Source organism: Streptomyces sp. NPDC006643, from assembly GCF_042870175.1.
Lineage (GTDB): Bacteria > Actinomycetota > Actinomycetes > Streptomycetales > Streptomycetaceae > Streptomyces.
Map to the genome: position 1 here is coordinate 211435 of NZ_JBIAHA010000006.1, position 23549 is coordinate 234983.

At 71.8% G+C, this 23549-nt stretch carries 26 protein-coding genes; 7 read left to right on the forward strand and 19 right to left on the reverse strand.

Annotated features, from left to right (window positions below):
* Positions 1-61: 61 nt before the first annotated feature.
* Positions 62-550, forward strand: coding sequence for an SRPBCC family protein (locus ACFYNU_RS10710; RefSeq protein WP_356587667.1), 489 nt, complete (start codon positions 62-64; stop codon positions 548-550).
* An 83-nt stretch (positions 551-633) separates the two neighbouring features.
* Here the strand turns inward: ACFYNU_RS10710 and ACFYNU_RS10715 are convergent, their stop codons facing one another.
* The 4 genes from ACFYNU_RS10715 to ACFYNU_RS10730 all read right to left on the reverse strand — a co-directional run bounded on the left by ACFYNU_RS10715 (position 634) and on the right by ACFYNU_RS10730 (position 4221).
* On the reverse strand, positions 634-2229 hold the full coding sequence (locus ACFYNU_RS10715; protein ID WP_356587669.1) for an MFS transporter: 1596 nt from the start codon (positions 2227-2229) through the stop codon (positions 634-636).
* A gap of 237 nt (positions 2230-2466) precedes the next feature.
* A complete protein-coding gene (locus tag ACFYNU_RS10720; protein WP_356587671.1) occupies positions 2467-3159 on the reverse strand; it encodes a cation transporter in 693 nt (230 codons plus the stop codon).
* Positions 3159-3494 carry a metalloregulator ArsR/SmtB family transcription factor gene (locus ACFYNU_RS10725; RefSeq protein ID WP_356587673.1) on the reverse strand — a complete coding sequence of 112 codons (336 nt, stop codon included), beginning with the start codon at positions 3492-3494 and terminating at the stop codon, positions 3159-3161. The genes ACFYNU_RS10720 and ACFYNU_RS10725 overlap by 1 nt, the downstream gene beginning before the upstream one ends.
* A 151-nt stretch (positions 3495-3645) precedes the next feature.
* A complete protein-coding gene (locus tag ACFYNU_RS10730) occupies positions 3646-4221 on the reverse strand; it encodes a CGNR zinc finger domain-containing protein (protein WP_356587675.1) in 576 nt (191 codons plus the stop codon).
* A gap of 83 nt (positions 4222-4304) precedes the next feature.
* Here ACFYNU_RS10730 and ACFYNU_RS10735 point away from each other — a divergent pair, with 83 nt between their 5' ends.
* On the forward strand, positions 4305-5486 hold the full coding sequence (locus ACFYNU_RS10735) for an epoxide hydrolase family protein (protein WP_356587677.1): 1182 nt from the start codon (positions 4305-4307) through the stop codon (positions 5484-5486).
* Positions 5487-5504: 18 nt separating this feature from the next.
* On the opposite strand, the gene ACFYNU_RS10740 is transcribed toward ACFYNU_RS10735, so the two are convergent.
* The 14 genes from ACFYNU_RS10740 to ACFYNU_RS10805 form a co-directional block, all read right to left on the reverse strand.
* Positions 5505-6281 (reverse strand): polysaccharide deacetylase family protein, encoded by a 777-nt coding sequence (locus tag ACFYNU_RS10740; protein WP_356587679.1) that lies wholly within the window; start codon positions 6279-6281, stop codon positions 5505-5507.
* An 84-nt stretch (positions 6282-6365) separates the two neighbouring features.
* Positions 6366-7109, reverse strand: a complete 744-nt coding sequence (locus tag ACFYNU_RS10745) for a hypothetical protein (RefSeq protein ID WP_356587681.1) — start codon at positions 7107-7109, stop codon at positions 6366-6368.
* The gene (locus ACFYNU_RS10750) at positions 7106-7633 is read right to left on the reverse strand and encodes an MOSC domain-containing protein (protein WP_356587683.1); all 528 of its coding nucleotides are present in this window, start codon (positions 7631-7633) and stop codon (positions 7106-7108) included. Before ACFYNU_RS10750 ends, ACFYNU_RS10745 begins: the two co-directional genes overlap by 4 nt.
* A gap of 21 nt (positions 7634-7654) precedes the next feature.
* The gene (locus tag ACFYNU_RS10755) at positions 7655-7912 is read right to left on the reverse strand and encodes an acyl carrier protein (RefSeq protein ID WP_356587685.1); all 258 of its coding nucleotides are present in this window, start codon (positions 7910-7912) and stop codon (positions 7655-7657) included.
* A complete protein-coding gene (locus tag ACFYNU_RS10760) occupies positions 7888-8898 on the reverse strand; it encodes a nitronate monooxygenase (RefSeq protein ID WP_356587687.1) in 1011 nt (336 codons plus the stop codon). The genes ACFYNU_RS10755 and ACFYNU_RS10760 overlap by 25 nt, the downstream gene beginning before the upstream one ends.
* The gene (locus ACFYNU_RS10765; protein WP_356587689.1) at positions 8898-9761 is read right to left on the reverse strand and encodes a hypothetical protein; all 864 of its coding nucleotides are present in this window, start codon (positions 9759-9761) and stop codon (positions 8898-8900) included. Before ACFYNU_RS10765 ends, ACFYNU_RS10760 begins: the two co-directional genes overlap by 1 nt.
* Positions 9748-10677 (reverse strand): diiron oxygenase, encoded by a 930-nt coding sequence (locus tag ACFYNU_RS10770; RefSeq protein WP_356587691.1) that lies wholly within the window; start codon positions 10675-10677, stop codon positions 9748-9750. The genes ACFYNU_RS10765 and ACFYNU_RS10770 overlap by 14 nt, the downstream gene beginning before the upstream one ends.
* Positions 10665-11609 (reverse strand): inositol monophosphatase family protein, encoded by a 945-nt coding sequence (locus ACFYNU_RS10775; protein ID WP_356587693.1) that lies wholly within the window; start codon positions 11607-11609, stop codon positions 10665-10667. Before ACFYNU_RS10775 ends, ACFYNU_RS10770 begins: the two co-directional genes overlap by 13 nt.
* A complete protein-coding gene (locus ACFYNU_RS10780) occupies positions 11606-12817 on the reverse strand; it encodes an aspartate aminotransferase family protein (protein ID WP_356587695.1) in 1212 nt (403 codons plus the stop codon). The genes ACFYNU_RS10775 and ACFYNU_RS10780 overlap by 4 nt, the downstream gene beginning before the upstream one ends.
* 152 nt (positions 12818-12969) lie before the next feature.
* Entirely contained in the window at positions 12970-13485 is a 516-nt protein-coding gene (locus tag ACFYNU_RS10785; protein WP_356587697.1) for a dioxygenase, read from the reverse strand.
* Between the two features lie 161 nt (positions 13486-13646).
* Positions 13647-14693, reverse strand: coding sequence for a phosphotransferase (locus tag ACFYNU_RS10790; RefSeq protein ID WP_356587699.1), 1047 nt, complete (start codon positions 14691-14693; stop codon positions 13647-13649).
* Positions 14694-14698: 5 nt separating this feature from the next.
* Entirely contained in the window at positions 14699-15601 is a 903-nt protein-coding gene (locus ACFYNU_RS10795) for an ROK family protein (protein WP_356587701.1), read from the reverse strand.
* Positions 15598-16692: an alcohol dehydrogenase catalytic domain-containing protein gene (locus tag ACFYNU_RS10800; RefSeq protein ID WP_356587703.1), complete on the reverse strand. Its 1095-nt coding sequence runs from the start codon at positions 16690-16692 to the stop codon at positions 15598-15600. Before ACFYNU_RS10800 ends, ACFYNU_RS10795 begins: the two co-directional genes overlap by 4 nt.
* A gap of 205 nt (positions 16693-16897) precedes the next feature.
* Positions 16898-17389 carry a DinB family protein gene (locus ACFYNU_RS10805; RefSeq protein ID WP_356587705.1) on the reverse strand — a complete coding sequence of 164 codons (492 nt, stop codon included), beginning with the start codon at positions 17387-17389 and terminating at the stop codon, positions 16898-16900.
* A gap of 179 nt (positions 17390-17568) precedes the next feature.
* Between ACFYNU_RS10805 and ACFYNU_RS10810 the strand changes: the two genes are divergently transcribed.
* Positions 17569-18168, forward strand: a complete 600-nt coding sequence (locus tag ACFYNU_RS10810; protein WP_356587707.1) for an XRE family transcriptional regulator — start codon at positions 17569-17571, stop codon at positions 18166-18168.
* Here the strand turns inward: ACFYNU_RS10810 and ACFYNU_RS10815 are convergent.
* On the reverse strand, positions 18154-19398 hold the full coding sequence (locus tag ACFYNU_RS10815; RefSeq protein ID WP_356587709.1) for an MFS transporter: 1245 nt from the start codon (positions 19396-19398) through the stop codon (positions 18154-18156). The genes ACFYNU_RS10810 and ACFYNU_RS10815 overlap by 15 nt on opposite strands.
* A gap of 184 nt (positions 19399-19582) precedes the next feature.
* On the opposite strand from ACFYNU_RS10815, the gene ACFYNU_RS10820 reads away from it, so the two are divergent.
* From ACFYNU_RS10820 to ACFYNU_RS10835, 4 genes are read left to right on the forward strand one after another with little or no spacing between them, the layout of a single operon-like run.
* Entirely contained in the window at positions 19583-20419 is an 837-nt protein-coding gene (locus ACFYNU_RS10820) for a Rossmann-like domain-containing protein (protein WP_356587711.1), read from the forward strand.
* Positions 20416-21546 (forward strand): GHMP kinase, encoded by a 1131-nt coding sequence (locus tag ACFYNU_RS10825; protein WP_356587713.1) that lies wholly within the window; start codon positions 20416-20418, stop codon positions 21544-21546. The genes ACFYNU_RS10820 and ACFYNU_RS10825 overlap by 4 nt, the downstream gene beginning before the upstream one ends.
* Positions 21479-22408, forward strand: coding sequence for a pyridoxal-phosphate dependent enzyme (locus ACFYNU_RS10830; protein WP_356587870.1), 930 nt, complete (start codon positions 21479-21481; stop codon positions 22406-22408). Before ACFYNU_RS10825 ends, ACFYNU_RS10830 begins: the two co-directional genes overlap by 68 nt.
* Positions 22409-22439: 31 nt before the next feature.
* A complete protein-coding gene (locus ACFYNU_RS10835) occupies positions 22440-23549 on the forward strand; it encodes a FecCD family ABC transporter permease (protein ID WP_388765831.1) in 1110 nt (369 codons plus the stop codon).

The following is a 23549-nucleotide window of genomic DNA, read 5'->3' on the forward strand; positions in this document are numbered from 1 at the left end:
GTACGCCAGCCGTATTCGCCCGCCATGACCGCCGTATGACCGCCGTATGAGAGAGGCGCACATGACCGAGCAGGTGTCCGAGACGATAGAGATAGCCGTCCCTCCGCGTGTCGTGTACGACACCGTCACCGACGTCGCCGAGATGGGCCGCTGGAGCCCGGAGTGCACGGGCGGCGAGGTGAAGGACCGGGGGACGGCACGGGAGTTGCGGGTCGGTACGCGCTTCACCGGCCACAACGTCTCCGCCAAGGCCCGTCCCTGGTCGACCAGTTGCTCGGTGACGGTGGCCGACCCGGGCGAGAGGTTCACCTTCCTCGCCCGTGCGGTCGGCCTGCGTATCGCCATCTGGAGCTACCGCTTCGAGCCTCTCGACTCCGGGAAGGGGACGAAGGTCACCGAGACCTGGACCGACCAGCGCGGGCGGCTCATGCACTTCATCGGCCCGCGCGTCAGCGGCGTCCATGACCGGGCCACGCACAACCGCGGGACGATGAAGGTCACTCTCCAGCGTCTGAAGGAGGCGCTGGAGAGCGAACACCGGTCGTCCTGAGCCGGGTTGAACCGGCCCCGGGCTGAGCCTGGGCCGCGGCAGGGGCGGTACGAGGGGAGGACCCCCGTACCGCCCATGTACCGCTACGCGGTGGCCCGTTCGGCGTTCGCCGGCTGCCCCTCCGGCACCTGCTCCTTCGCCGCGCGGGCGGGCAGCAGCGCCACCACGAGCACCGCGACGACGGCGGCCAGCGCGGCGCAGATCAGCGCCACCGTCGACATCCCGGCGACGAAGGCGTCGCGCGCCGACTCCGTGATGGCACGGGCCTGTTCGCCGGGCAGACTCTCCGCCGCCTTGGCGGCCCCGGCCACGTTGTCGCCGATCGCCTCGCGGGCGGGGGCCGGGAGGGCGGCGGGGATGTCGTCCTCGACGTCGGCGCGGTAGACCGAGTTCAGCGAACTGCCCAGGACCGCGACGCCGACGGACGCGCCGATCTGCCGGCAGGCGTTGGCCAGCGCCGAACCGGCTCCCATCTGATGCTCGGGCAGCGAGCCGAGGATGGCGTCGAGCGTGGTCGGCATGGTGAAGCCGAGAGCGGCGCCCATCACGGCCAGCGCCGTGCCGGTGAGCAGGAAGTCGGTGTCGGCGTCCACCGTCGCCAGCAGGCCGAGTCCGACGACCCACAGCACCATGCCGATCGCGACGATCGCCTTCGTACCGATCCGGCCCACGAGCCGTCCGCCGACCCCGGCGGCGACCATCAGGGCCCCGATCATCGGCAGCAGATGCAGACCGGTGTCCATGGCGTCCTTGCCCTGGACCTGCTGGAGGAACTGCGGCACGACGAACAGGACGCCGAAGAGGATGAACATCACCGAGGAGATCGCGACGGTGGACCACGTGTAGCGGGCGTTGCGGAAGAACCCGAGATCCACCAGCGGGTTGGCGGCCCGGCGCAGCCAGACGACGAGCAGCACGATCAGCAGGAGCCCGCCGATCGTCGTCAGCAGTACGAGGGGGTCGGACCAGCCCGCGTTCGGCACCTCGATGACGCCGTACACGAAGGCCGAGACACCGACCAGGGACAGCGCGACACCGACGAGGTCGAGCCGCTTCGCGTTCGGGTCGCGCGTCTCCGGGACGAACACCAGGATGCCCACGACGGCGACGACGATCACCGGGATATTGATGAGGAAGATCGAGCCCCACCAGAAGTTGCTCAGCAGCCAGCCGCCCGCCAGCGGGCCGAGCGGCAGCCCGAGCGCGAATCCGGCGGTGGCGATGGCCATGGCGCGGGACCGCTCCTCCGGCGGGAACATCAGCGGCACGATCGACAGCGCGAGCGGGGTGATGGCCGCGGCTCCGGCGCCCATCACGACACGGGCGAGGATCAGACCGTTCGGGGTGTCGACCGCCATGACGAGCGCGGAGCCCACACCGAAGAGCAACAGGCCCCCGATCAGGACGAGTCGGCGGCCGATCCGGTCACCCAGCACACCCATCGCGAGCAGCAGACCCGCGAAGGGCAGGGTGTAGCCGTCCGTGAACCACTGGAGTTCGGTGGTCGTCGCGTCGAGATCGGTGGCGAGTGTCGGCAGCGCGACGGTCAGGATCGTCGCGTCCAGTCCGACGATCATCAGCCCGAACACCGGGGCGGCCAGGGCGAGCCAGCGGCGACGCACTAACCGGCCGTCGGCCGGGGCTTTCTGATCGGTCGAACTGTTTTCGGGCATGCTCATATCTGCTCCTCAGCAGGGCGGGACGGGTGCGGGATGTTCGTTCGATGCCGGAGCCGCCGGAGCTGCCGGGCCGTACGGTTACGGATACGCGCACGGGTACGGGTACGCGTACGGCGGCGGTGCGGCAGGGCATGACGGAGCGCGGCAGGGCGCGCGGCGGCGACCCGGCGCCTGTCGTACGGCGGCTCCGGAGGCCGTCGGAGATTCAGTGGAGCGGCAACGCCGCCCGGATCGGGGTCAGTTGTGGCAGCCGCAGCCGGACGCGCAGCCGCAGGACTTGTCGGTGACGGCGGCCGGGGCGCAGCAGCCTTCGCCGCGCCACGCCTGCCTGCCTTCCTTGATCGCGACGGCCGCGATGACCAGGGCCGCCACCGGGTCCGCCCAGGACCAGCCCAGGGTCGCGTTCGCCACCAGGCCCAGCAGCAGGACGGCGGAGAGATAGGTGCAGAGCAAGGTCTGCTTGGAGTCGGCGACGGCCGAGGCCGAGCCCAGTTCGCGGCCCGCCCGGCGCTGGGCGGCCGAGAGGAACGGCATGATCGCCAGTGACAGCGACGCCAGCACGATGCCGGGGACCGAGCTGTCCGCCTCGCCACCGCCCGCCAGCGCGCGGACGGCGTCCACACTCACATACGCGGCGAGCGCGAAGAAGGACACGGCTATGATCCGCAGCGTCCGCTTCTCGCGCGCTTCGCGTACGGCGTGGTCCCGGGCGGAGAACTGCCAGGCCACCGCCGCGGCGGACGACACTTCCACCACCGAGTCAAGTCCGAAGCCGATCAGGGCCGTTGACGAGGCCAGGGTGCCTGCGGTGAGCGCGACCACCGCCTCGATCACGTTGTAGACGATGGTGGCGGCGACCAGCAGGCGGATGCGACGAGTCAGGACGTCCCGTCGCGCCGGTAAGGCTCCGACGGCCGGCTGGACCGCCATCAGCAGCAGCCCTTGTCTTCCGCGTCCGGGCACGTACGGTCGTCGGCCACGGCGACCACGGCGGCGCGCAGATCGTCCAGGGCGTGCCCCAGCCGGTCGTCGGCCAGTTCGTACCGGACGCGCCGGCCGACGGGAACGGTGACCACCAGTCCGCAGTCCCGCAGACAGGCGAGATGGTTCGAGAGCCGGGTCCGGGAGATCCCCAGCGCCTCGGCGAGGTCGGACGGGTATGCCGGGGCTTCACGCAGCGCGAGCAGCAGACGGCAGCGGATGGGGTCTGCCAGCGCGCGCCCGAAGCGGGCCAGCACCTCGATGTCGGAAGCAAGGTTCAGCATACGCCGACCATACACAGAATCGTGGATTCAGGAAACTCTGAACTGACAGTCGTTTCGGTCTGCGGAACCGGGCCGTGGACGAGGCGGGCACGCCTGGACGCACGGGCCACACCGGACGCATGGGCCACACCGAACACACCGGCGGCGGCGCCTACTTCGCCGGTCCGGGGCTCTCCTGCCTGGAGGCGTTGAAGCGCGCCTTCTTCTGTCGATTCCCGCACGTGTTCATGTCACACCATCTGCGGGTGCGGCTCTGACTGGTGTCGAAGAAGGCCGCCTGACAGGTCGGCGACGCGCACAGAGCCAGCTTTCCGTCCCGTTCGCCCGCGATGACACTGATCGCGTCGGCGGCGATCACGCCCAGGGCGTCCTCCACGGAGGACGTCGGCCCGAGTCGCCAGCGCCGTTCACCCTCGGGCGTCAGGACAGCCGCCGCCCGGCCCCGAGTGCTGAAGTCGTTGATGACGTCGACGGCGGACGCGGGCAGCGGGTCGCGACGCGCGGCGGCTGTCGCGGCGGCGTGAATCGACTCCCGCAGCTCACGGGCGCGTTCGAGCTGGGCGGTGGTGCAGGACTCCACGGCGAGGCCGCTCACCGCCAGCCAGTCCACCAGCCGCTCCGGCGTGGGGATGCGCTCCACGGCGTTGCCGCGACGCTCCGAGAGCGTCCCCGTGAAGCTGGTCGCCAGGACCTTGCCGAGGCGGAAGTCGGGAAACGGAGCGCGCATGGAACCACCTTAGCCGGTTGCCCGTCGATATCGGGATCTGCTAGAACCGTCTTAGCCGGTTCCATCGATGACCAGGAGGGCATATGAACCGTCCGATCAGCGACGTGGAGGCATTCGAAGCCCACGCGACCGACGCCGACCTCGACGATCTGCGCGCCCGACTGGCCGCGGCGCGGCTGCCGGAAGCGGAGACGGTTCACCGCGACGGGCCCGGCGCGGGCCGCTGGGACCAGGGCGTTCCCCTCGCCGACCTGGCCGAGGTCGTGGATTACTGGCGTACCGGGTACGACTGGCGGTCGTTCGAAGCGCGGCTCAACGGGATCGGCCAGTTCCGTACGACCGTCGACGGTCTGGGAATCCACTTCCTGCACCGTCGCTCGCCCCGCGCGGACGCCACCGCGCTGATCCTGACGCACGGCTGGCCGGGCAGCATCGCCGAATTCACCGACGTGGTGGACGAGTTGGCGGATCCGAAGGACCCAGCCGCGCCGGCGTTCCACGTCGTGGTCCCGTCGCTGCCCGGTTTCGGCTACAGCGACAAGCCGGCCACCACCGGGTGGGGGACCGAGAAGATCGCGGCGGCCTGGGTGGAACTGATGGGCAGGCTCGGCTACGGCAAGTTCCTGGCCCACGGGGGCGACTGGGGAGGGGTGATCACCGCGATCCTCGGCGGCAGGTTCCCGGAGCGGGTGCTCGGCATCCACACCACGCTCGCGCAGGCGCCGCCCGGTCTGACGACGGACGGACTGACGGCGACCGAGCGCCGGTGGACCGAGGAGACCCGCGATTTCTGGCTCCACCGCGCGGCGTACGCGAAGCAGCAGGCGACCCGGCCGCAGACCGTCGGATATTCGCTGGTCGACTCACCGGTCGGGCTTCTGGCCTGGATCCTCGACAAGTTCGCCGAGTGGTCGGACACCGGGGACAGCCCGTTCGAGACGATCTCCAGGGACCGGATTCTCGACGACGTCACGCTGTACTGGCTGACGCGCACCGGCGCGTCGGCGGCCCGTATCTACTACGAGAGCCACAACTCGCTCGACCCCGGACTCCGCGTCGACGTCCCGTCGGCGATCAGCGTGTACGCCGGTGACGTCGAGAAGTGTCCGCGCCCCTGGGCACAGGAGCGGTACCGGCAGATCGTCCGCTGGAGGTCACCCGGGGTCGGGGGGCATTTCCCCTCGCTGGAGGTCCCCGAGTACTTCGTCAGGGATTTGCGCGAGGGTCTCACGGCGGTGCTGGCCGCGGGGCGGCACGGCGTGTGAAGGACGCCGGGACAGGCCCTACCGGACGGGGAAGCCGAAGGTGTAGCCCTCCTGCTTCAGCCACGGCAGGACCTCGCGCAGCGCGGCAACGGTCTGGGAGCGTTCGCCGCCCGCGTCGTGGAAGAGGACGGTCGGCCCGTTGGCGATCTCGCTCTTGACGGTGGCGACCATCACGTCCGCGCCGGGGCGCTCGAAGTCCCTGGAGTCCACGTTCCAGCCCAGCGGTCGCATCCCGTGGGACGCGGCGAGCTGGCGGCTGTACGGGGTGAAGGCACCGCCGGGGGCGCGGTAGTACTGCGACCGGACGCCGCCGGACGCCTTCATGATCATGCGTTCGGCGTCCAGGATCTGCTTGGACTGGTACTCCTCGGACTTGCCGTCCATGGCGGTGTCGTGCGAGACGGTGTGGTTGCACAGCCGGTGGCCGTCCGCCACGATCTTCTTGACCAGGTCCGGGTACGCCTCGGCCTGCGGGCCCACCAGGCAGAACGTGGCCTTCGCCCCGTTGTCCTCCAGCAACTGGAGCACCTGCGGCGTCCAGTTGGGGTCCGGCCCGTCGTCGATGGTGATGTTGACGCCCCGGTCACCGGCCTCCGAGGCGTGCGCGATGTCCGCCGCCACCTTGGTCACCTTCCGGTCCTGGCCGTCCGGCACGGAGACACCCGCCTGCGAGGGCTGTCCGCCCGAGGGGTTGGCCGTCGCGGTCCACATCGAGGTGGCCGCCGCCAGCGCCGTCACCCCGAGCGCCGCGGTGAGCAGCCGGCCGTGCCATCCCCGTGTCCTGCGCCGTGTCATGTCCGCCCGCCCCTTCGCAGTCTCCGCCGATGCCGTGCACCCATGAAGACATACGAAAGCCCCGCAAGATCCGTCTGTTACGGATCACGGACGAACCCGCAGGGGGCCGGCGACAAACGCGGGAGTTCCGGGACCGAGAAGGGCGTCCGCCCACACGGCGGCGTACAGATCCAGGCGCGGCTCCGGTACGAGTTCCTGAGGCGCCGTCACACACAGGGTGGGGCGCCCGCGGACGCTCCGCACCGCGCAGTGCACGGCGTCCGCCGCCAGACATGTCCAGGACTGGAGGAGCCAGCCGTCCGGCACCGTGGGCGCCCGCGTCGAGTCCAGCACCACCTTGGGGCGTAACGGAGTTGGCGCACCGTCGACCCCGACGAGTCCGTCGTCGAGCAGTACGGCGAGGTCGGCGCGCGGGTCCCTGCCCAGCGAGCGCAGCAGTCGTCGCAGGGCCTGGGCGCCGACCTCGGCCGGGGAGCCGTGCACGGCGCCGGGAGGGTACGGCCGTACGGCCGTGGCGACTTGTGCGGCGAGGATCCCGGGCGGGGGCGCGGGCGGACGGGGGCGCGGGGCGGCTCCGGCGTCGGCTTCGGCGTCGGCTCCGGCTTCGGCTTCGGTGAGTCCTCGGGCGATGTCCGCCAGCAGTGCGCCGGCGGCCTTCGGTCCGCCCACGCCCACGGGTCCCACGATGCGCAGGTGCGGCCCCTCCCACGACAGGGATATCTCAACTCGCAGCGCGGTCGCGGTGGTCAGGGCCCGCCCCACCGCCGCGCGCAGTGGGGCGGGGGACGCGGCCGGAATGTGGACGCGGGCTTCCCAGGTGTCGGTCACCGGCTGCTTCTCCGTTCGGTCGACAGGAGAGGTGGAGCGGTGGGCGCCGGGTGTACGGCGTCTCCGACGCGGATCGGCCCGCCCCGGAGAATCTCGGCGCGCAGGCCGCCCCGGTGGATCAGCCCGCGGATCAGTCCGGGGCGGGTGAGCTGTTCCAGCCGGGCGCACGGCTCGCTCAGGCGCAGCCCGAGCAGTACGACGTCGCCCACCCGGAAGGTGGCTCCCACGAGCGGGTTGAGGCGCACCCCCCGGCACACGACATTGCGCCGGGACTCGGCGGGTGACAGCTCGATGCCCGTCTCCCGGGTGAGGGCGTCCAGGGCCTCGTACTCGATCAGCGTGAGGTCGCAGACGCCGGAGGCGCGGCCCGCGCCGCGCGTGCGCGGGCGCGGGCCCTGGCCCGGCCAGTAGTTGCGGTCCCCTTCGAGGCCGCGGCCGGTCACGGCGGTGGCCTGGGTCAGCGAGCGGGTGGGCGCCCCGGGCGCGGGGGCGATATGGAGGGAGACGATCCGGCCGTGCCTCATGGGTGGCTCCGGGAGACGCGTTCAGGAGGTGCGCTGCGGACTCGGGGTGGCGGAGAGGAAGTTGTCCTGAATGGCGCGGAGCGTACGGAAGTGGTCCACGTCCAGGGTGTCGAGGGCCAGTTCGTGTCCGACCAGGTCCTCCAGCAGCAGGATGAACTCCATGAACCCGAGGGAGTCCACCAGCCGGCTCTCCACCAGGTCGAGATCGAGGGGGATCTCCTCGATCTCGGGGTTCCGGTCGCGCAGCCAGTCGGTTATCGGTGCGAGCGCGCTGTCCATGTGCCGCCTTCCGTCTCGTGCTCGTACTCGGACTCGTACTCGTCGCGGATCCGCCGGACCACCACCGCGGCCGTGTCCCGCGCGGCGACCCGTTCGCAGGAGGTGCCGCAGTACATGGCCATCTCCTCGATCCGGCCCTCGGTCCCCGCTCCCGGCACGGTGGCGCTGTAGCGCGGTACGGGGACCCGGCCCCCGTCCACCCGCGCGGTGGCGATGAAGGTCGCGGGGAGGCGCCGGCTCCGCTCGGTCAGGGTGTTGCGCAGGACGCGGTGCGGGCGGCCGGGCCAGCCGATGTCGAAGCGTCCGGTGACGACGGTGTCGTCCGCGCGGGCGGTGACGATCCGTCGTTTGAACAGGGGGTGGGCGGTCGACTCCGGGGTGGGTACGAACACGGTGCCCGCCATCGCGCCGTCGGCCCCCTCGCCCCGTACCCGTGCGAGATCCGCGCCCGTCGCGACGCCGCCCGCCACCGCGAGCACGGCATCGGGGTGCCGGGTCCGGACCACGGACAGCAGCTCGCTCACCGGCAGTTCGCCCAGGAGGTGGCCGCCGGCCTCGGTGCCCTGGAGGACGAGCACATCGGCGCCCAGCCGGAGCGCGGCGGTCGCCTGGTCTGGCGTGCCGATCTGCACCACGAGGGAGCGGCCGGCGCGTGCCACGTCGCGGGCCGCGTCGGCGCCGGGGAGTCCGAAGGTGGTGACGTAACCGTTGGCGGGCAACTCGTCGAGCGCCGCGTCGAGTTGGGCACGGCACCGCTCGGGGGAGATCACCTCGGGGACGAGGTTGACGCCGAACGGACGGGACGTGGCGGCGGCGACCTCGCGGACGGCTTCGCGTATCCGGCCGGGGGACTCCTTGTAGAGCGCGAGGGTGCCGCCGGCGCCCGCCCGGGAGACCTCCGTACAGAGCAGGGTGCCCGCGACACCTCCCATGCCAGCCTGGATCAGCGGGAGTTGGAGACCGAGAGCGGCCCGGAGCCGGTCCATCAGGCGTCCCCGGCCCGTGTCACGGCTTCGGCGGCGGCGCGCAGGTCCCCGTCGTAGCGCTCGTCCAGCGCGTGCACCCACCGTTCGAGCCCGAACGCGACACAGCTGGTGTGGGCGGGCTGTCCGGCGTAGTGGATGGCGCACCGTTCGCCGAAGAAGTTGCGGTGCCGGTTCATGGAGGCGACGGCGGTGCCGTCCGGGTACGTGTACTCGTCCTTCACCGGCGCCAGCCGCTGCATGATGCCGCGCGCCCCGTCCTGCTGGAAGAAGGGGTCGGTGGCGGGTCCTCGGACCAGATCGAGGCCGAGGGCGGCGGCGAAGAGGGCGAGCCGCTTGTGGTGCCGTTCGAGATGGTCGCGGGCGTGCTCGGCGGAGCCGACACAGATGATCTCGCGCATGGTGAAGCCCCAGAGCCGGCGCAGTCCGTCGTAGTGGTCCTCGTGGCGGAAGCACTGGGCGACGGTGGTGATGTGCAGCGGGGTGTCGGTCGCGGTGCCCGCGAGGTGCACGAAGCAGCCGTAGCAGGCGGCCGAGGGCAGCAGATGGTGGGCGTCCGCGAGGTCCTCGGCCGCGACGGGGCCGCTGTCCGGGGCCGTCGTGGTGTGGTGGTCGAGCCGGTCGGGTCTGATGCGGGAGACCGGGGCGCCCAGATGCGGGAAGTTGGCGAAGTAGTCCAGCGTACGGAGGTCGTCCGTCCGCAGCAGCGGGGGAAAGGACATCCGCTCGGCGCCGGCCTCCGCGCCCCATCGCGCGAACACGTCGTCCAGGGCGCGGATCAGCAGGGTCGCCGGTTCGCGGAACATGGCCAGTCCGCGCTCGGCGGTCCAGGACGCCCCCCGGCCGACGGCGTCAGCGCCCGGCATCGAGGACCCCGATCCGGGTGAGGAAGTCCGTTGTCTTGCGCAGGACTTGGGCGTGCGCGGTCTGCCGGGCCGGGTGCGCGAGCAGCCGCTTCCGTACGGCGAAGCCGTCGGGGATCCCCGCGTCGCGGTAGACGGCGGGGCTGTAGAAGGACTCCATCATGGTGGCGATGTAGCGGCCGACGTAGTCACCGGTGGCCCGGCGGACGTCCTCGTCCGGTTGCGCCGTACGCAGTCGCCGCCACAGCAGCTCGACCAGGCGCCGCCCGAACGCGATGTGCCTGGATTCGTCCTGGTGGTGGAGGCGGTTGAGATGGCGGATGGTGGGGTGCAGCCGCTCGTCGGCGGCCAGGCGCACGTTGTAGTGGTCGACGATCTGCTCGAAGACCAGGATGCGTACGAAGACCAGGAAGTTCTCGACCGCCGGGTCGTGCGGCGGTTCGGGCAGGCGCAGCTTCTTGTCGGGGTAGATCTTGTCCCCGTACTTGAGGCAGAACGTCGCGAAGAACCACATGTGGTCGTTCTCCTCACCGATGAAGTGGTGGAAGAACTCCGACGGCGCCCGGAAGCCCGGGGTGTGGACGCGCCGCATGACCTCGATCAGCAGCTCGCGGATGCCGTGCACGTTGAGGCTGTAGAAGTGGACGCTCTCCCAGCGGCTCAGATCGAGCAGTTGACGGTGCGTCAGAGAGTCCAGCACATCGGTGCCGTGGACGGTCAGCAGTTCCGGGGACATCCAGAACTCGTCGGTGGGGATCGTCCGGGGCCAGTCGAAGGTGGTGAACGGGTTGTAGTAGTCCTCGGTGGCCTTGTCGGAGAGCCGGTCCAGCAGGGCGCGGAACTCGGCCGTGTCGTCGGCGGCTTCGCCGGTCTCGCTGTCCGGGCCGCCGGGCTGTCCTTGCCGGGTCAGACCTGCCATGTGATGCCCTCCAGCAGTGCCTGGTGCAGTTCGGGGGTCGAAGCCGCCACGCAGGAGCGCTGGTTGGCGACGCTCAGGTCCGTCAGCGCCGTCTCACCGAGGGGTTCGCCGTACGCGTCGGTGATGACCGCGCCGGCCTTCTCGGCGAGGAACACCGCCGCCGCGATGTCGTACGGGAAGAGATGCAGCACCCGCCCGTTGCCGGCGCGCTCGAACTCGGGCAGCAGGGCCGGGGTGTCCCGCAGCAGGCGGTTGCCGATGTCGACGTAGGCGTCGAGCTGACCGGTGAGCAGCCGGGAGATGGAGTAGGTGGCGCTGTTGAAGACGAAGACGCCACCGGTGTTGGCGGAGCGGTCGATGAGATGGCCGTATGCAGCGGTCATCAGACGGGCCGGGTGACCGTTGAACTCGATGGACCAGAACATCCGCGACAGGTCGGTGTTCGTGGTCAGCGCCGGTACGACGGCCGGGCCGTACCCGTGGGCCTGCACGCTGTCGGTGTCCCGGTCGCCGTACAGATAGGCGCCGGTGGCCAGTTCCATCAGGAGCGCGTGCTCGACGTCGGCGATGCGCGGGCGGTCGCGGATCCGGGCGACGGCCACCGAGACGGTCGCCGACTCCAGCCCGGCGACGGCCGGCCGGGTGCCGTCGATGGGGTCCACGACCAGCAGGTGCTCGGGGCGCTCCCCGTGGAACTGGAGGCCGCGGTCCTCGGAGTAGACGGCCACCGGCAGGCCCGCCTCGGCGACGTACTTCCAGACGGCCGCCTCCGCGACGTCGTCCAGCCCGAACTGCGCGTCGCCGCCCGGTGAATGGCCTCGTACGAGCCGGCTGCCGGCCTGGTCCCGCGCGGCCAGCACCGCCTCGCGTACCGACGAGGCGAGCGCCACGACGTACTCCCGCATACGGTGTCCCTCCTGCTGTGTCCTCATGCCGCCTCCGCGGTGAACAGGGCGTCGAGCCGGTCGCAGAGCAGGTCGGCCTCGGCCCGGGTGAGCACGAGCGGTGGTCTGATCTTGATGACGTTGCCGCGTCCGTAGCGGGAGGTCCGCAGGACCAGGCCGTGTGCCATGCCCCGCTTGGCGAGTGCCTGGGCCCGTTCGCTGTGCGGGCGGCCGTCCGCGTCCCCGATCTCGATGCCGATCATCAGACCGAGGCCCCGGACGTCGACGACGCAGGGGTGGGCCGCGGCGAGCGCGTGGAGCCGGTCCAGTACGTACGCCCCGACGGCGCGCACGTTCTCCAGGAAGCCGGGGCGGGCGATCACGTCCAGGGTCGCCACGGCGGCAGCGGCGGCCAGGGTGTTCCCGCCGTAGGTGAAGGAGTGGTGGTCGGCGTCGAGCCCGGACATCCGCTCGTCGGCCACGATGGCGGCGACCTGGGCCCCGGAGCCGCCCAGTCCCTTCCCGGTGGTGAGGATGTCGGGGCGGACACCGTAGTGCTCCGCGGCGAACATCCGGCCCACCCGCCCGATGCCCGTCTGTATCTCGTCGAAGATCAGCGCCATCCCCCGCTCGTCGCACAGGGCGCGCAGCGCGGCGAGATACCCGTCGGGCGGCACGATGTTCCCGCCGCTGCCCGATATGGGCTCCACCACGACACACGCGACACTGCCGGAGCCGGCGTGGTCGAGGAAGTCGTGGATCCGTTCGACGCAGAGCAGTCCGCACGTGTCCGGGGTCTGCCGGTAGAAGCACCGCAGGCAGTACGGGTCCGGCACCTGGAGAACGCCCGGCATCAGGTGGGGGAAGGGCGCCTTGCGGAAGGACTCGCCCGACATGGTCGTCGTCATCATCGTCTGACCGTGATGGCTGCGGAACAGCGTGACCACGTCCCGTCGCCCGGTGGCCAGTTGAGCCATCTTCACCGCCCCTTCGTTGGCGGTGGATCCCCCCGAGACCTTGAGATGCACCTTGGTGAGATTCTCGGGGGTGATCTCGACCAGCCGTCCGACGAGTTCGTTGACCGGTCCCGTCTGGAACGTCGACGTCACATGGACCAGTCTCTCGACCTGGTCTCGCAGCGCCTTGACCACTTCGGGATGGCTGTAGCCGAGGCTGAGATTGAACGTGCCGGACGCGCAGTCGATGTATTGATGGCCGTCGGCGTCGTACAGATAGATTCCTTCGCCATGATCCATCAAATAGTCGCTGACCGGATAGTAAATCGAGTCCTGAACACGCCTCAAGTCGACCACGCGCGTACCCCCTCAGCGCACAGAGTATGGCGGCGATTGCCAGGCGGATCACCCGGCGAATCACCCCGGACGGACGGCCGGGATGCGGGTCGGGATCAGATGTCCAGCACGAAGGTGAATGAGGCGTCCCACCCCTCGGGGGCGTCCACCACATCCATCAGACATTCCGGCCGGTAGTACTTGTCGAGGTGATTGCGCCGCTCCTGCGGGAAATACAGCATCGTGGTGAGCACCTCTCCGCCGGGCGGCTGCACCTTGACGTGCACGTGGCGCGTCCGGCCGGGGTACACGGCCGGCAGTACGGTCTCCAGCTGCCACTTTCCGTCGTCGTCCGCGAAGAGATGGCCCCGGAGTCGGAAGCCCTCCTCGTCGTACTCCCCCTCGTCCCCGACCTGCCAGAAATCGAGGAGGGCCTTGCCGACGGGCTTTCCGTCCGAGGTGACGACACGGCCGTGGAGAAGCAGTGGCGTACCCCCTTCGACATCCGCCCGGAAGTTGGGCTTATGAGGGGTGTCGGGCTTGTAGTACGGCCCTTCCTGCTGTTCCGGAGTGGGTGGCGTTCCATTGCACTTGACCGTCGGGGTCGGAGTCAGTCTCGCCTCAATATCCACTGCGAAATCCTCTCGCAAGCAAAGGGATCATTCGGCCTCAAGGAAGGCTAACCGCTCGGCGATTCGAAGACCAGAGCGTAACTCTCCCCTTACGGACGAGTACCGGCCAAAAGCGCCGCGGAACCACGCTCGGAATATTCAGTTATCAATTGCCGGGCCGTTCATTCCCGAAGCCGCGCCGACTCTTCCGCGAGGTGCCGGCGCAGCGCGTCGCGCGCACGGAGGAAATACGCCTCGTCCGGCGGCGCGGTGAGAATGTCGGCCAGGGTGAAAAGATCGAGTGCCCTGCTGAGTGCGCGCCAGTCCGGCGGCAGAAGACCGTTTCCGTCGCCGTCGACGCCTCCGTCGCGGCATGCGGCGACGAAGCCCTCGGCGAACCGCGGTGGGTAGAGATGGGCGAAGCGCAGCATGTTCCCCACGTCGTACAGCGGCGATCCGCCGAACGCCTGCTCCCAGTCCAGCACGGCCCCTACGCGCCAGCGGCCTCTCTCCCGCGTGACCAGCACGTTCTTGGGGTTGAAGTCGTGGTGCACCAGCCGGTCGTGGCCGCGTACGGCCGCGACACGGTGGGCGGTGCGGGCGGCGAGCCCGCGCAGCGCGTCGGCGTCGGCCGCGGTGAGGGGGCAGTCGGCGGCGGCGCTGTCGAGACACCGCTCGACGAAGGGAAGCAGTTCCGTGTCGCGCGCCGAGCCGGCCGGAGTCAGCGTCTCGTCGTGGAAGTGGCCCGGCCCGGCCAGCTCCACCAGGGAGATCCGGGCCAGCGTCTCGCCGACGGCGGCGCCCAGTTCGGCCGCCTCGACGGCCCCGGGGCGCCGGGCCAGCAGTGTGTCGAGAGGGACACCTTCGACATAGCGGTAGAGCAGGAGGGGCGCGCCCGTGGCCTGTCCGTACGGGTCGGCGGCGACGAGATCGGCCACGGGTACGGTGGCGGCCACCCGGCGCAGCAGCGCGGCCTCCACGGCGCAGGTGTTCCGGTGCGTACGGGTCCCGCTCGGGCGGTGGCGCCGCAGGACATACCGCTCGTACGCCCCGTACCGCCCGTCGCGGATGTCGCGGGCGTCGCGCCGGGCCGTCGTGAGCAGCAGCATCTCGTTGGTGGACCCGCCCTTGAGCCGGCTGACACCGTCGATGCCCCTGCCCGGCAGGGCCTCTCGCGTCAGCCACCGCCAGGTGGCGCCGTCCAGACCGAACCGGCCGCCGCCGCCCATCCGGATCAGCCCGCGTCGCGGGCGGCCAGCTCCGCCAGGACCAGACCGCCCGCCGGTCCGGCCTGTTGACCCAGCGCGGCGGGGACCACGAAGTCGTCGGAGGAGTGCTCGGGCAGCCCCGGGTAGCCCGCGAGAGTACGTGCGAGTTCCGCCCGCAGCATCGGGAAGAGCCCGGACAGTACGGCCAACCCGCCCCCGATCACGATGCGTTCGGGCGCGAGGGTGTAGACGATGTTGCGCAGCCCGGCGGCGAGGTAGGCCACCTCCATGCGCAGCGCGCGGTCCAGGGTCTCCCCCGTCAGCTGCTCGGCGGGGCTGCCCCAGCGGGCGGCCACCGCCTCACCGCCCGCCAGCCCCTCCCAGCAGTCCCCGTGGAACGGGCAGGTGCCGGGGAAGTCGTCGCCCTTGACGCGCGGCACGGTCAGATGTCCCATCTCCGTGTGCACCAGGCCGTTGATGACGCGCCCGGCGATCACCGCGCCGCCGCCGATACCGGTGCCGACGGTCAGATACACATAGGTGCCGTAGCCGCGCGCCGCGCCCCAGCGGCCTTCGCCCAGCGCCGCGCCGTTGACGTCGGTGTCGATGCCGACGGGGACGCCGAGCGCGGCCGTGAGGGTGCCGACGATGTCGGTGCCGGTCCAGCCGGGCTTGGGGGTGGGGGCCAGGCGTCCGTAGCCGGGGTGCGAGCGGCGCAGCTCCAGGGGGCCGAAGGACGCGACGCCCACCGCGTCCAACGGGGCGGCAGCCGCGGCCTTCTCGAAGAAGGCCACCGCTCGGGCCAGCGTGGGCGCCGGCTCCCCGGTGGGGAACCGGATCTCCTCCTCGATCCGGTCGGGTGCCGATCCGACCAGACAGACGATCTTCGTCCCGCCGGACTCCATCGATCCCAGCCGCAGCTCGCTCACGCGACCACCGGCCAGCCGTCGGCGCCGCTCGGGCGCGGGTCGGAGCGCAGGACCACTTTCATGGCGTCGTACCGCCGCCCCGCCGTGGTGTCACCGGCCCCGCCTCCGGCCCCGCCGATTCCCCCGAGCGCGCCGAGGGCTTCGTCGTACGACTCCAGTGGGAACTCATGTGTCACCAGTTGCTCCAGCTCCAGCTCCGCCGCCAGGTCGACGGCCACGGGGAAGGTGTCGCCGCGGAAGTCCCCCGCGCCGATGACGCTGATGCCGCGGTTGGTCAGCTGGAGGGGCGTCAACGGCATGCTGTAGCCGTCGTCGAAACCCATCACGACGATCCGGCCTCCGTCGTCGACCATGCCGAGCGCCGCCCCGAGGGCGGATCCGGTCGTGTCGAAGACCACGGACGGCCGCTCGCCGCCCGAGGCCTTGACCACCGCCTCGGCCGAGTCCGCACCGGACACGTCCACGACGTACTGGAAGAGCCGGCGCGCCGAGGCCAGCCGGTAGCCGTCCGTCTCGGCGACCGTGACACGGCGGGCGGTCCGGGCCGCGACCATCGCGGTGAGCGTGCCGATGGGTCCGGCGCCGAGCACCGCGACGGTGTCGTCCACCGTCAGGGACGCCGCCCGCACGTTGTTGATGACGCAGGCCAGCGGCTCTATGAGCACCGCCCGCCGGAACGGCATGTCGTCGGGGAGCCGCTGCACGAAGCGCTCGGGCAGCACCACTTGGTCGGCGTAGGTGCCGTCCCGGTCCACCCCGACCTCCGTACCCGCCTTGTGGCGACAGAAGTTCGTCGCCCCGCGCCGGCAGGGCACACACCATCCGCAGTACAGCGTGGGATTGACCACCACACGGTCGCCCGGTACGAGCGAGCGCACCTGGGCGCCCACCTCGTCCACGAGGCCCACCGATTCATGGCCGAGCACGACTCCGGGGCGGGCGGGGAAGCGGCCGAGCAGGATCTTCCGGTCGGTCCCGCAGATGCCTGTGCCGACGATCCTCACCACCACGTCGTCGTCATGGCCGACGCGGGGCGCGGGATGCTCCCGCAGTTCGACCGAACCCGGTTCCAGATACACGAGAGCGCGCACAGGTACCTCCCCATCGGTGTCCGGGGACGAACGCCACCGGAGCCGTGCAAGGCAAAGCCGTGTTCGACTGACGACGCTAACCCAGACCCAACTGCGAGAGAACAGCGCCTATCAGCCGTTGTCGGGGGCCGTCTCACAGACCTCTCCATGGCCCCACTATGTGACACGGGTCACCCGTTCATCGGCACCCGCCGCGCCGACGCGGTCAGCGTCCGGTCGCGCCGTCGGCGAGTTCGCGCAGGATGTCCGCGTGCCCGGCGTGCCGGCCGGTCTCCTCGATCAGATGGGCGAGTGCCCAACGGACACTGGGGGCGGGGCCGTTGGGCCGGGGAAGCGGTGCGCCGAGGTCGGCGCACCCGTCGAGTACGTCGTTCGCGCGCTCGACCGTCTCCCGGTAGCGGGCGACGACATCGGCCACGCTGTCGGCGGGGTCGGCCCGGAAGGTCGACGGCCAGTCGGTGATCCGCTCCCCGAGGAAGGTCGCGCGCTCGACGCCGTCGAGGTGGTTGAGCAGGCCGAGCAGATTCGTACCGGACGGGACGCCCGCGGTCCGGACCGCCGGTTCGGGGGCGCCCTCGACCTTCGCGGCGATCGAGTGGCGCAGATAGTCGAGGAAGCCGCGCAGAACCTCGGCCTCGGTGTTCCCGGTCCGGGGCGGCGGAGTGTCGCGCCGGGAGCGGCGGGGGGTGGTGGACATGGTGCCTCCTGAGGAGAGCCGGGCCGCGCTCACGCGGTACGGCGGACGATCAGGACGTGGTCGGTGACCTCGGCGCTCCGCCCACGTCCCCGGGCCGTGATCTCGGTCTTGTCCCCGGCAGTCTTGTCCCGGACCGCCCGATCCGGCACGGAAACTTGCGGTTCTGGCAAGATGATCGGGTGGACCGCGAAGCGGATGACGTACTCGACGCCGTGGGGCCCCGGCTGCGCGCACTGCGGCGTGAGCGCGGCATCACCCTCGCCGGACTGGCGGCGGTGACCGGTGTGTCGGAGAGCACCCTGTCCCGGCTGGAGAGCGGGCGGCGCCGGGCGACGCTGGAGCTGCTGCTGCCGCTGGCCCGTATGTACGACGTGCCGCTGGACGATCTCGTCGGCGCCCCGCGCACCGGCGATCCCCGGATCCATCTGAAGCCGGTACGGCGGTTCGGGATGGTCTTCATTCCGCTGTCCCGGCGACCGGGCGGCTCCCAGGCGTTCAAGATGATCATCCCGGCCCGGAAGAAGCCGCCGGCCCCGACCCCGCAGACGCACGAGGGCTTCGAATGGCTCTATGTGCTCGACGGCCGTCTGCGGCTGCTGTTCGGCGACCGCGATCTGACGCTGTCGCCCGGCGAGGCGGCCGAGTTCGACACGTCCCTGCCGCACTGGCTGGGCAGCGCCGACGGCGGCGCGGTCGAACTGCTCATCGTGTTCGGCCCGCAGGGGACGCGCGCCCATCTCCGTACGCCGCCCGGCGAGCCTCCGTCACCGCACGGCTGAGAAACGCCGCGCGCTCGGCACGAGCGCGGCCAGGGCCGGGGCCAGGAAGCAGATGAGCGCGCAGCCGGCCAGTACCGGCCGGGGGCCGAACGTGTCGATGGCGGGCGCGATGAGGACGAGGCCGAGCGGCGCCAGCCCGTAGGACAGCATGAAGTCCAGCGAGGTGACCCGGGCGAGCCGGTCCGGCGCCACCTCGCGCTGGGTCGCGGTGAACCAGGGCACGTTGAACAGCTCGATACCGAACCCGGCGACGACGTAGGCGGCCACGACCACGGCCGGGTGCACGGGGAAGACCAGGCTCAGCGGCGCGAACCCGTACGCGGCCAGCCCGGCGAGCGCGGTCCAGCCCTGGGCGCGCGGGCGCCAGCGGGCCATGAGCAGGGCGCCGCCGAGGGCGCCCGCGGTGTACGCGGTGGTCGCGGCGGCGAGCAGCACACCGGTCGCGTACCGGTCCCGGCTGACCAGGGGCAGGGCCACCCCCGTGGCGGAGTAGCCCGTCGCGATGACCGCCGTGAGCGCGCCGAGCGTCGTCAGGAACCACGGGTGCCTGCGCGCTTCGCGTATCCCGTCGGCGAACTCCGTGAAGAACGCCGTGCGTCGGCGCGCGGCGACGGGGAGGTCCCGGGCGCCGGCGGCCGGGACGAGTGCCGCGACGAGCCACAGGAGCGCGACGCCCAGCAGCAGGGCCCAGATGTCGAGCACCGTGCCGAGCAGGGCCGTCAGCGCGGGCCCCGTCAGGGTGGTGACGCGGACCGAGAGGGTCATGGCGGCGTTCGCCTGCTGCCTGCGGCCGGCGTCGACGACCTCCGCCGTCAGCGCCTGGAAGGCCGGCCGGCAGGCGCCCTGCCCGGCGCCGGCCACACCGGCGGCGACGCACATCAGCGCAAGTGAGGTGCCGAGGCCGGCCGCGATCAGCGGGGCCGCGCCGGCGGCGGCCAGACTCGACCAGCGGACGACTCCCCGGCGGGAGTGCCGGTCGGCCAGTACCCCGCCGACGGGAACGGCCAGCAGGAATCCGGCGGTCCGGGCGGCCAGCAGCAGGCCGAGCCCGGTGGCCGACAGCGTGCGGTCGAGAACGGCGAGGCCGAGCACGAACGGCAGCGCCCAGGTCGCCAGACCCGACGCCGTGGCGCCCGTCCACAGCCTGAGGAACGCGGTGTCGCGCAGGACGGACGGCGGGCGCGGCGGACCGCTCTTCGTGAGGGTGACCGCTGGGGGCGATGTCGGCACGGCGTGACGCTCCTCGGTGGCTTCGTGGGTAGCTTCTTGAAAATGATTATCGTTATAGTACGGGCTGGCCCCGCCGGTCCTCGCCGGACGACCGACGACGGCCGCCCTCCCAATGCCCCCGTACAGTCGAGGAGTTCACCGAAGTGCGCCTGGATGTCAGCATGTTGGCCCGGGGAGACCGGGCATGACCGCGGGTGGCGCTCCCCCGCGCCCCGCCTCCGTCGATGACCTGTTCTCCGCCGTACTGAAGGGGGAACACGGCCCCGACCCCGCCGGTCTCGTCGCCACGAGTGTGTTCTGGATCCACCACGGGACCCGGCTGGCGGGCGGTGACACCACCTATCTCAACCAGTACGTCCTCGTCCGCCTCGGGGGTTCGTTCGGCGCCTGCGCCTTCGAGGCGGGCGAGGTCGATCCCGGTGTGTGCCGGGACGCGTCGGGCGTGCCGCTGGACGTACTCCTGCGGGAGGGCCCCCGCCCGCTGCGGACGGCCGCCCTCGACGCGTACCTCGCCGAACTCCTGCCGCACCGGGGGGCGGTACGGGCCGAGGCCGTGACGCTGCCCGCCGGATCCCCCGAGATCCGGGCGAGGGCCCGGGACGCGGCCGTCGCCGGGCTGCTGGACGTCCCGGACGGCGCGAAGGTCGCACTCATCGGGGTGGTCAACCCCCTGGTCGCGGCGATCCGGGAGCGCGGCGGAATTCCGCTGCCGTGCGATCTGAACCTGCGGCGTACGCAGTGGGGAGACCCGGTCGGCGACGACATGGAGGAGGTGCTCGGCCGCGCGGACGCGGTGGTCGCCACCGGGATGACCATCGGCAACGGCACGTTCGACACCGTCCTGTCGCGCTGCCGCGAACGCGGCGTGCCCCTCATCGTCTACGCGCAGACGGGCAGCGCGGTGGCGCGGGCCTTCCTGGGGGCGGGTGTCACCGCCCTGTCCGCCGAGCCCTTCCCGTTCTCGCAGTTCGACGCCGGGCCCACGACGCTGTACCGCTACCGCGCGGCGGACGACTCGTGACGGCGGACGGTGGCACGAGCCCCGGCACCGGCACAGGTACCGGCCCCGGCATCGGCACGGGCGTCGGGTACGCCGCGTGCCATCACGGCGAGATCCTGCAAGGCGTCTTCCTCGACCGGAGGGGCCGGGCCCGCGCGGGCCTGGTGACGCTCCCGATCCAAGGGCCGGGCACCCGCGCCGAGTTCACCCTCCGGCCGGGGACCTCGCCCGGCCGGCTCACGGTGTTCCCGGCCGACCGCGCCAAGGCCCTGCGGGCGGCGGCGCTCACCCTGGCCGAGTGCGGCGCCCGACGCGGCCGGGAACCGGGCCGCGGCGGGGAGTTGACCCTCAGCGGGGACGTCCCGCTGGGGCTGGGCATGGGCTCGTCCAGCAGCGACGTCATCGCCACGATCCGCGCCGTCGCCGACGCGCACCGCCTGCGGCTGCCGCCCGCGACGATCGCCCGGCTCGCGGTACGGGCCGAGCGGGCGTCCGACCCGCTCATGCTCGGCGGCCGGCCACTGCTGTTCGCCCAGCGGGAGGGCCGGGTCCTGGAAGTCCTCGGCAGCGCGCTGCCGCCCGCCGTCGTGGTGGGCTGCGTCCTCGGCGGCGGAAGCCCCGTGGACACCCTGTCGCTGCCCGCGCCCCGCCACGGCCACGAGGACGTCGTCGCGTACGAGCGACTGCGCGACCTGCTCCGGCGGGCGGTCGCCGACGCGGACACCGCGCTCCTCGGACGCGTCAGCACCGAGAGCGCCCGCCGCGCCCAACACCTGCGCGAACAGCCGGAGTTCGGGCTGCTCGACCGGATCGCCGGGCGGGTCGGGGCGGTGGGGGTCCAGATCGCGCACAGCGGGAACGTGGCCGGGCTGCTCTTCGACCCCGCGGCCCCCGACCTCCGCCACCGCCTGCGCCGCTGCGCACGCGCCCTGAAGACCTGCGGCATCCCCGTCACCCGGACCTTCGCGACCGGCACCACCAGCGAGGAGCAACCCCATGGACGAGCACATAGCCGACTCGATCGGCCGACCCGATCTGATCCGCCTCGACGACGGGCTCATCTGTCTGCGCTTCGAGACGATGAAGGTGGTCTCCGCCATGGCGGCGGTACGGCGGCTGCTCGACACCGGCACCGTACGACGCGGTGACACCCTGCTGGACAGCTCCAGCGGGATCTACGCGTACGCCCTCGCCCTGGCCTGCCACCGCTACGGCATGCGCTGCCACATCGTCGGTTCGACCACCGTCGACCACACGCTGCGCGTACAGCTCGCCGTCCTCGGGGCACGCCTCGAACAGATGGGCCCCTGCGACGACTTGAAGCTCGACCAGAAGCGGCGGGTGGCCCGAGTCCGGGAGATCCTGGCCGAGCACCCCGAGTACCACTGGATGCGCCAGTACCACGACGACATCCACTACCTCGGCTACCGGGAGATCGCCGAACGCGTCCGCCGGGAGACCGGGGCCGACCGGCTGACCGTGGTCGGTGGTGTGGGATCCGGCGCGTCGACCGGGGCGCTCGGCCGCTATCTGCGCGAGCGCGCCGCCGATGTCGAACTGGTCGGTGTCCAGCCGTTCGGCAGCGTCACCTTCGGCGGCGAGCACGTCGCCGACCCCGAGATCATCATCGCCGGGATCGGCAGCTCGATCCCGTTCGCCAATGTCACGCACCCGCTCTACGACACGATCCACTGGCTCGCCTTCGACGCGGCCCTCGCGGGCAGTGTCGACCTCCTGCGCAGACACGCCGTCTTCGCCGGGCTGTCCACCGGCGCGGCCTATCTCACCGCCCGGTGGGAGCGGTCCCGACACCCCGGCCGGACCGTCGTGTTCATCGCGGCCGACACCGGACACCGGTACGCCGACTCGGTCTTCGCCCGCCATCGCGACGCCCTGCCGGTCGACGGACTCGCTCCCCGCCAGGTGTCGGGCCCGGACGAACTGGCCCGCCCCTGGTCCCGCATGAGCTGGCACCGGGCACCGGCGCCGGCCGCCGCACGGGCGCGCTGAGCGCCCCCAACACCCGTACGGAGAAGCAGTGGTGACACTCCATCAGCCCGCCGTCGGCAGCGGCCGGCCGCGCCCCGTACCGCCGGCCGGTCCCGTGCCGACGGCGCGCGCCGGAGCGGTCGCGGCGGTGTGCGCGGTCCTGGCGATCCTGCTCGCCGGCTCGGTCCTGCTCGCCATCGGGCTCGGTCCCGCGCCGGTTCCGCCCGGCGACACGGCCCGCCTCCTGTGGGCGGCGCTCAGCGGCGGCCGGGTCGCGGCGGCGGACGCCACGACGTACCAGATCATCTGGGAGATCCGTACGCCACGGGTGCTGCTGGCCGCACTCGTGGGCGCGGGGCTGAGCGCCGTCGGCGTCGCCGTCCAGGCCATGGTCCGCAACGCGCTCGCCGACCCCTTCGTCCTCGGCATCTCCTCCGGCGCCTCGGTCGGCGCGGTGGCCGTCACCGTCAGCGGCGGCCTGGCCGGGCTCGGTATCCACGCGGTGTCCACGGGCGCGTTCGCCGGGGCGCTGGCCGCCGCCGCCCTGGTGTATCTGGCCTCGTCGCGCGGCGGCGTCCTGTCCCCGCTGCGGCTGGTCCTCACCGGCGTCAGCGCGTCGTTCGGGCTCCAGGCCGTCATGAGCGTGCTCATCTACCTCGCCCCCAACAGCGAGGCGACCAGCACCGTCCTCTTCTGGACGATGGGCAGCTTCGGCGCCGCCGACCGGGCCGCCCTGCCGGTCGTGGCGACGGTCGTGACACTCGGAGTCGTCCTGCTGCACCGGCGCAGCCGCGGCCTGGACGTACTGGCGCTCGGCGACGAGACGGCGGCCAGCCTCGGTGTCAGCCCCGACCGCGACCGCCGCCTGCTGCTCGTCCTCGCCTCCCTGATGACCGGGGTGATGGTCGCCGTCAGCGGTGCCATCAGCTTTGTCGGACTGGTCATGCCGCATCTGACGCGCCTGGCCGTCGGCGCGGGGCACGCGCGGGTCCTGGCGGTCGCCCCGCTCGCCGGGGCGCTGTTCATGGTCTGGGTCGATCTGATCGCCCGTACCGTCGTCGCCCCGCGCGAGCTGCCCCTCGGCGCCATCACCGCGCTGATCGGGGTACCGGTCTTCATCGTCCTGATGCGCCGCAAGAGCTATGTCTTCGGAGGCCGCTGA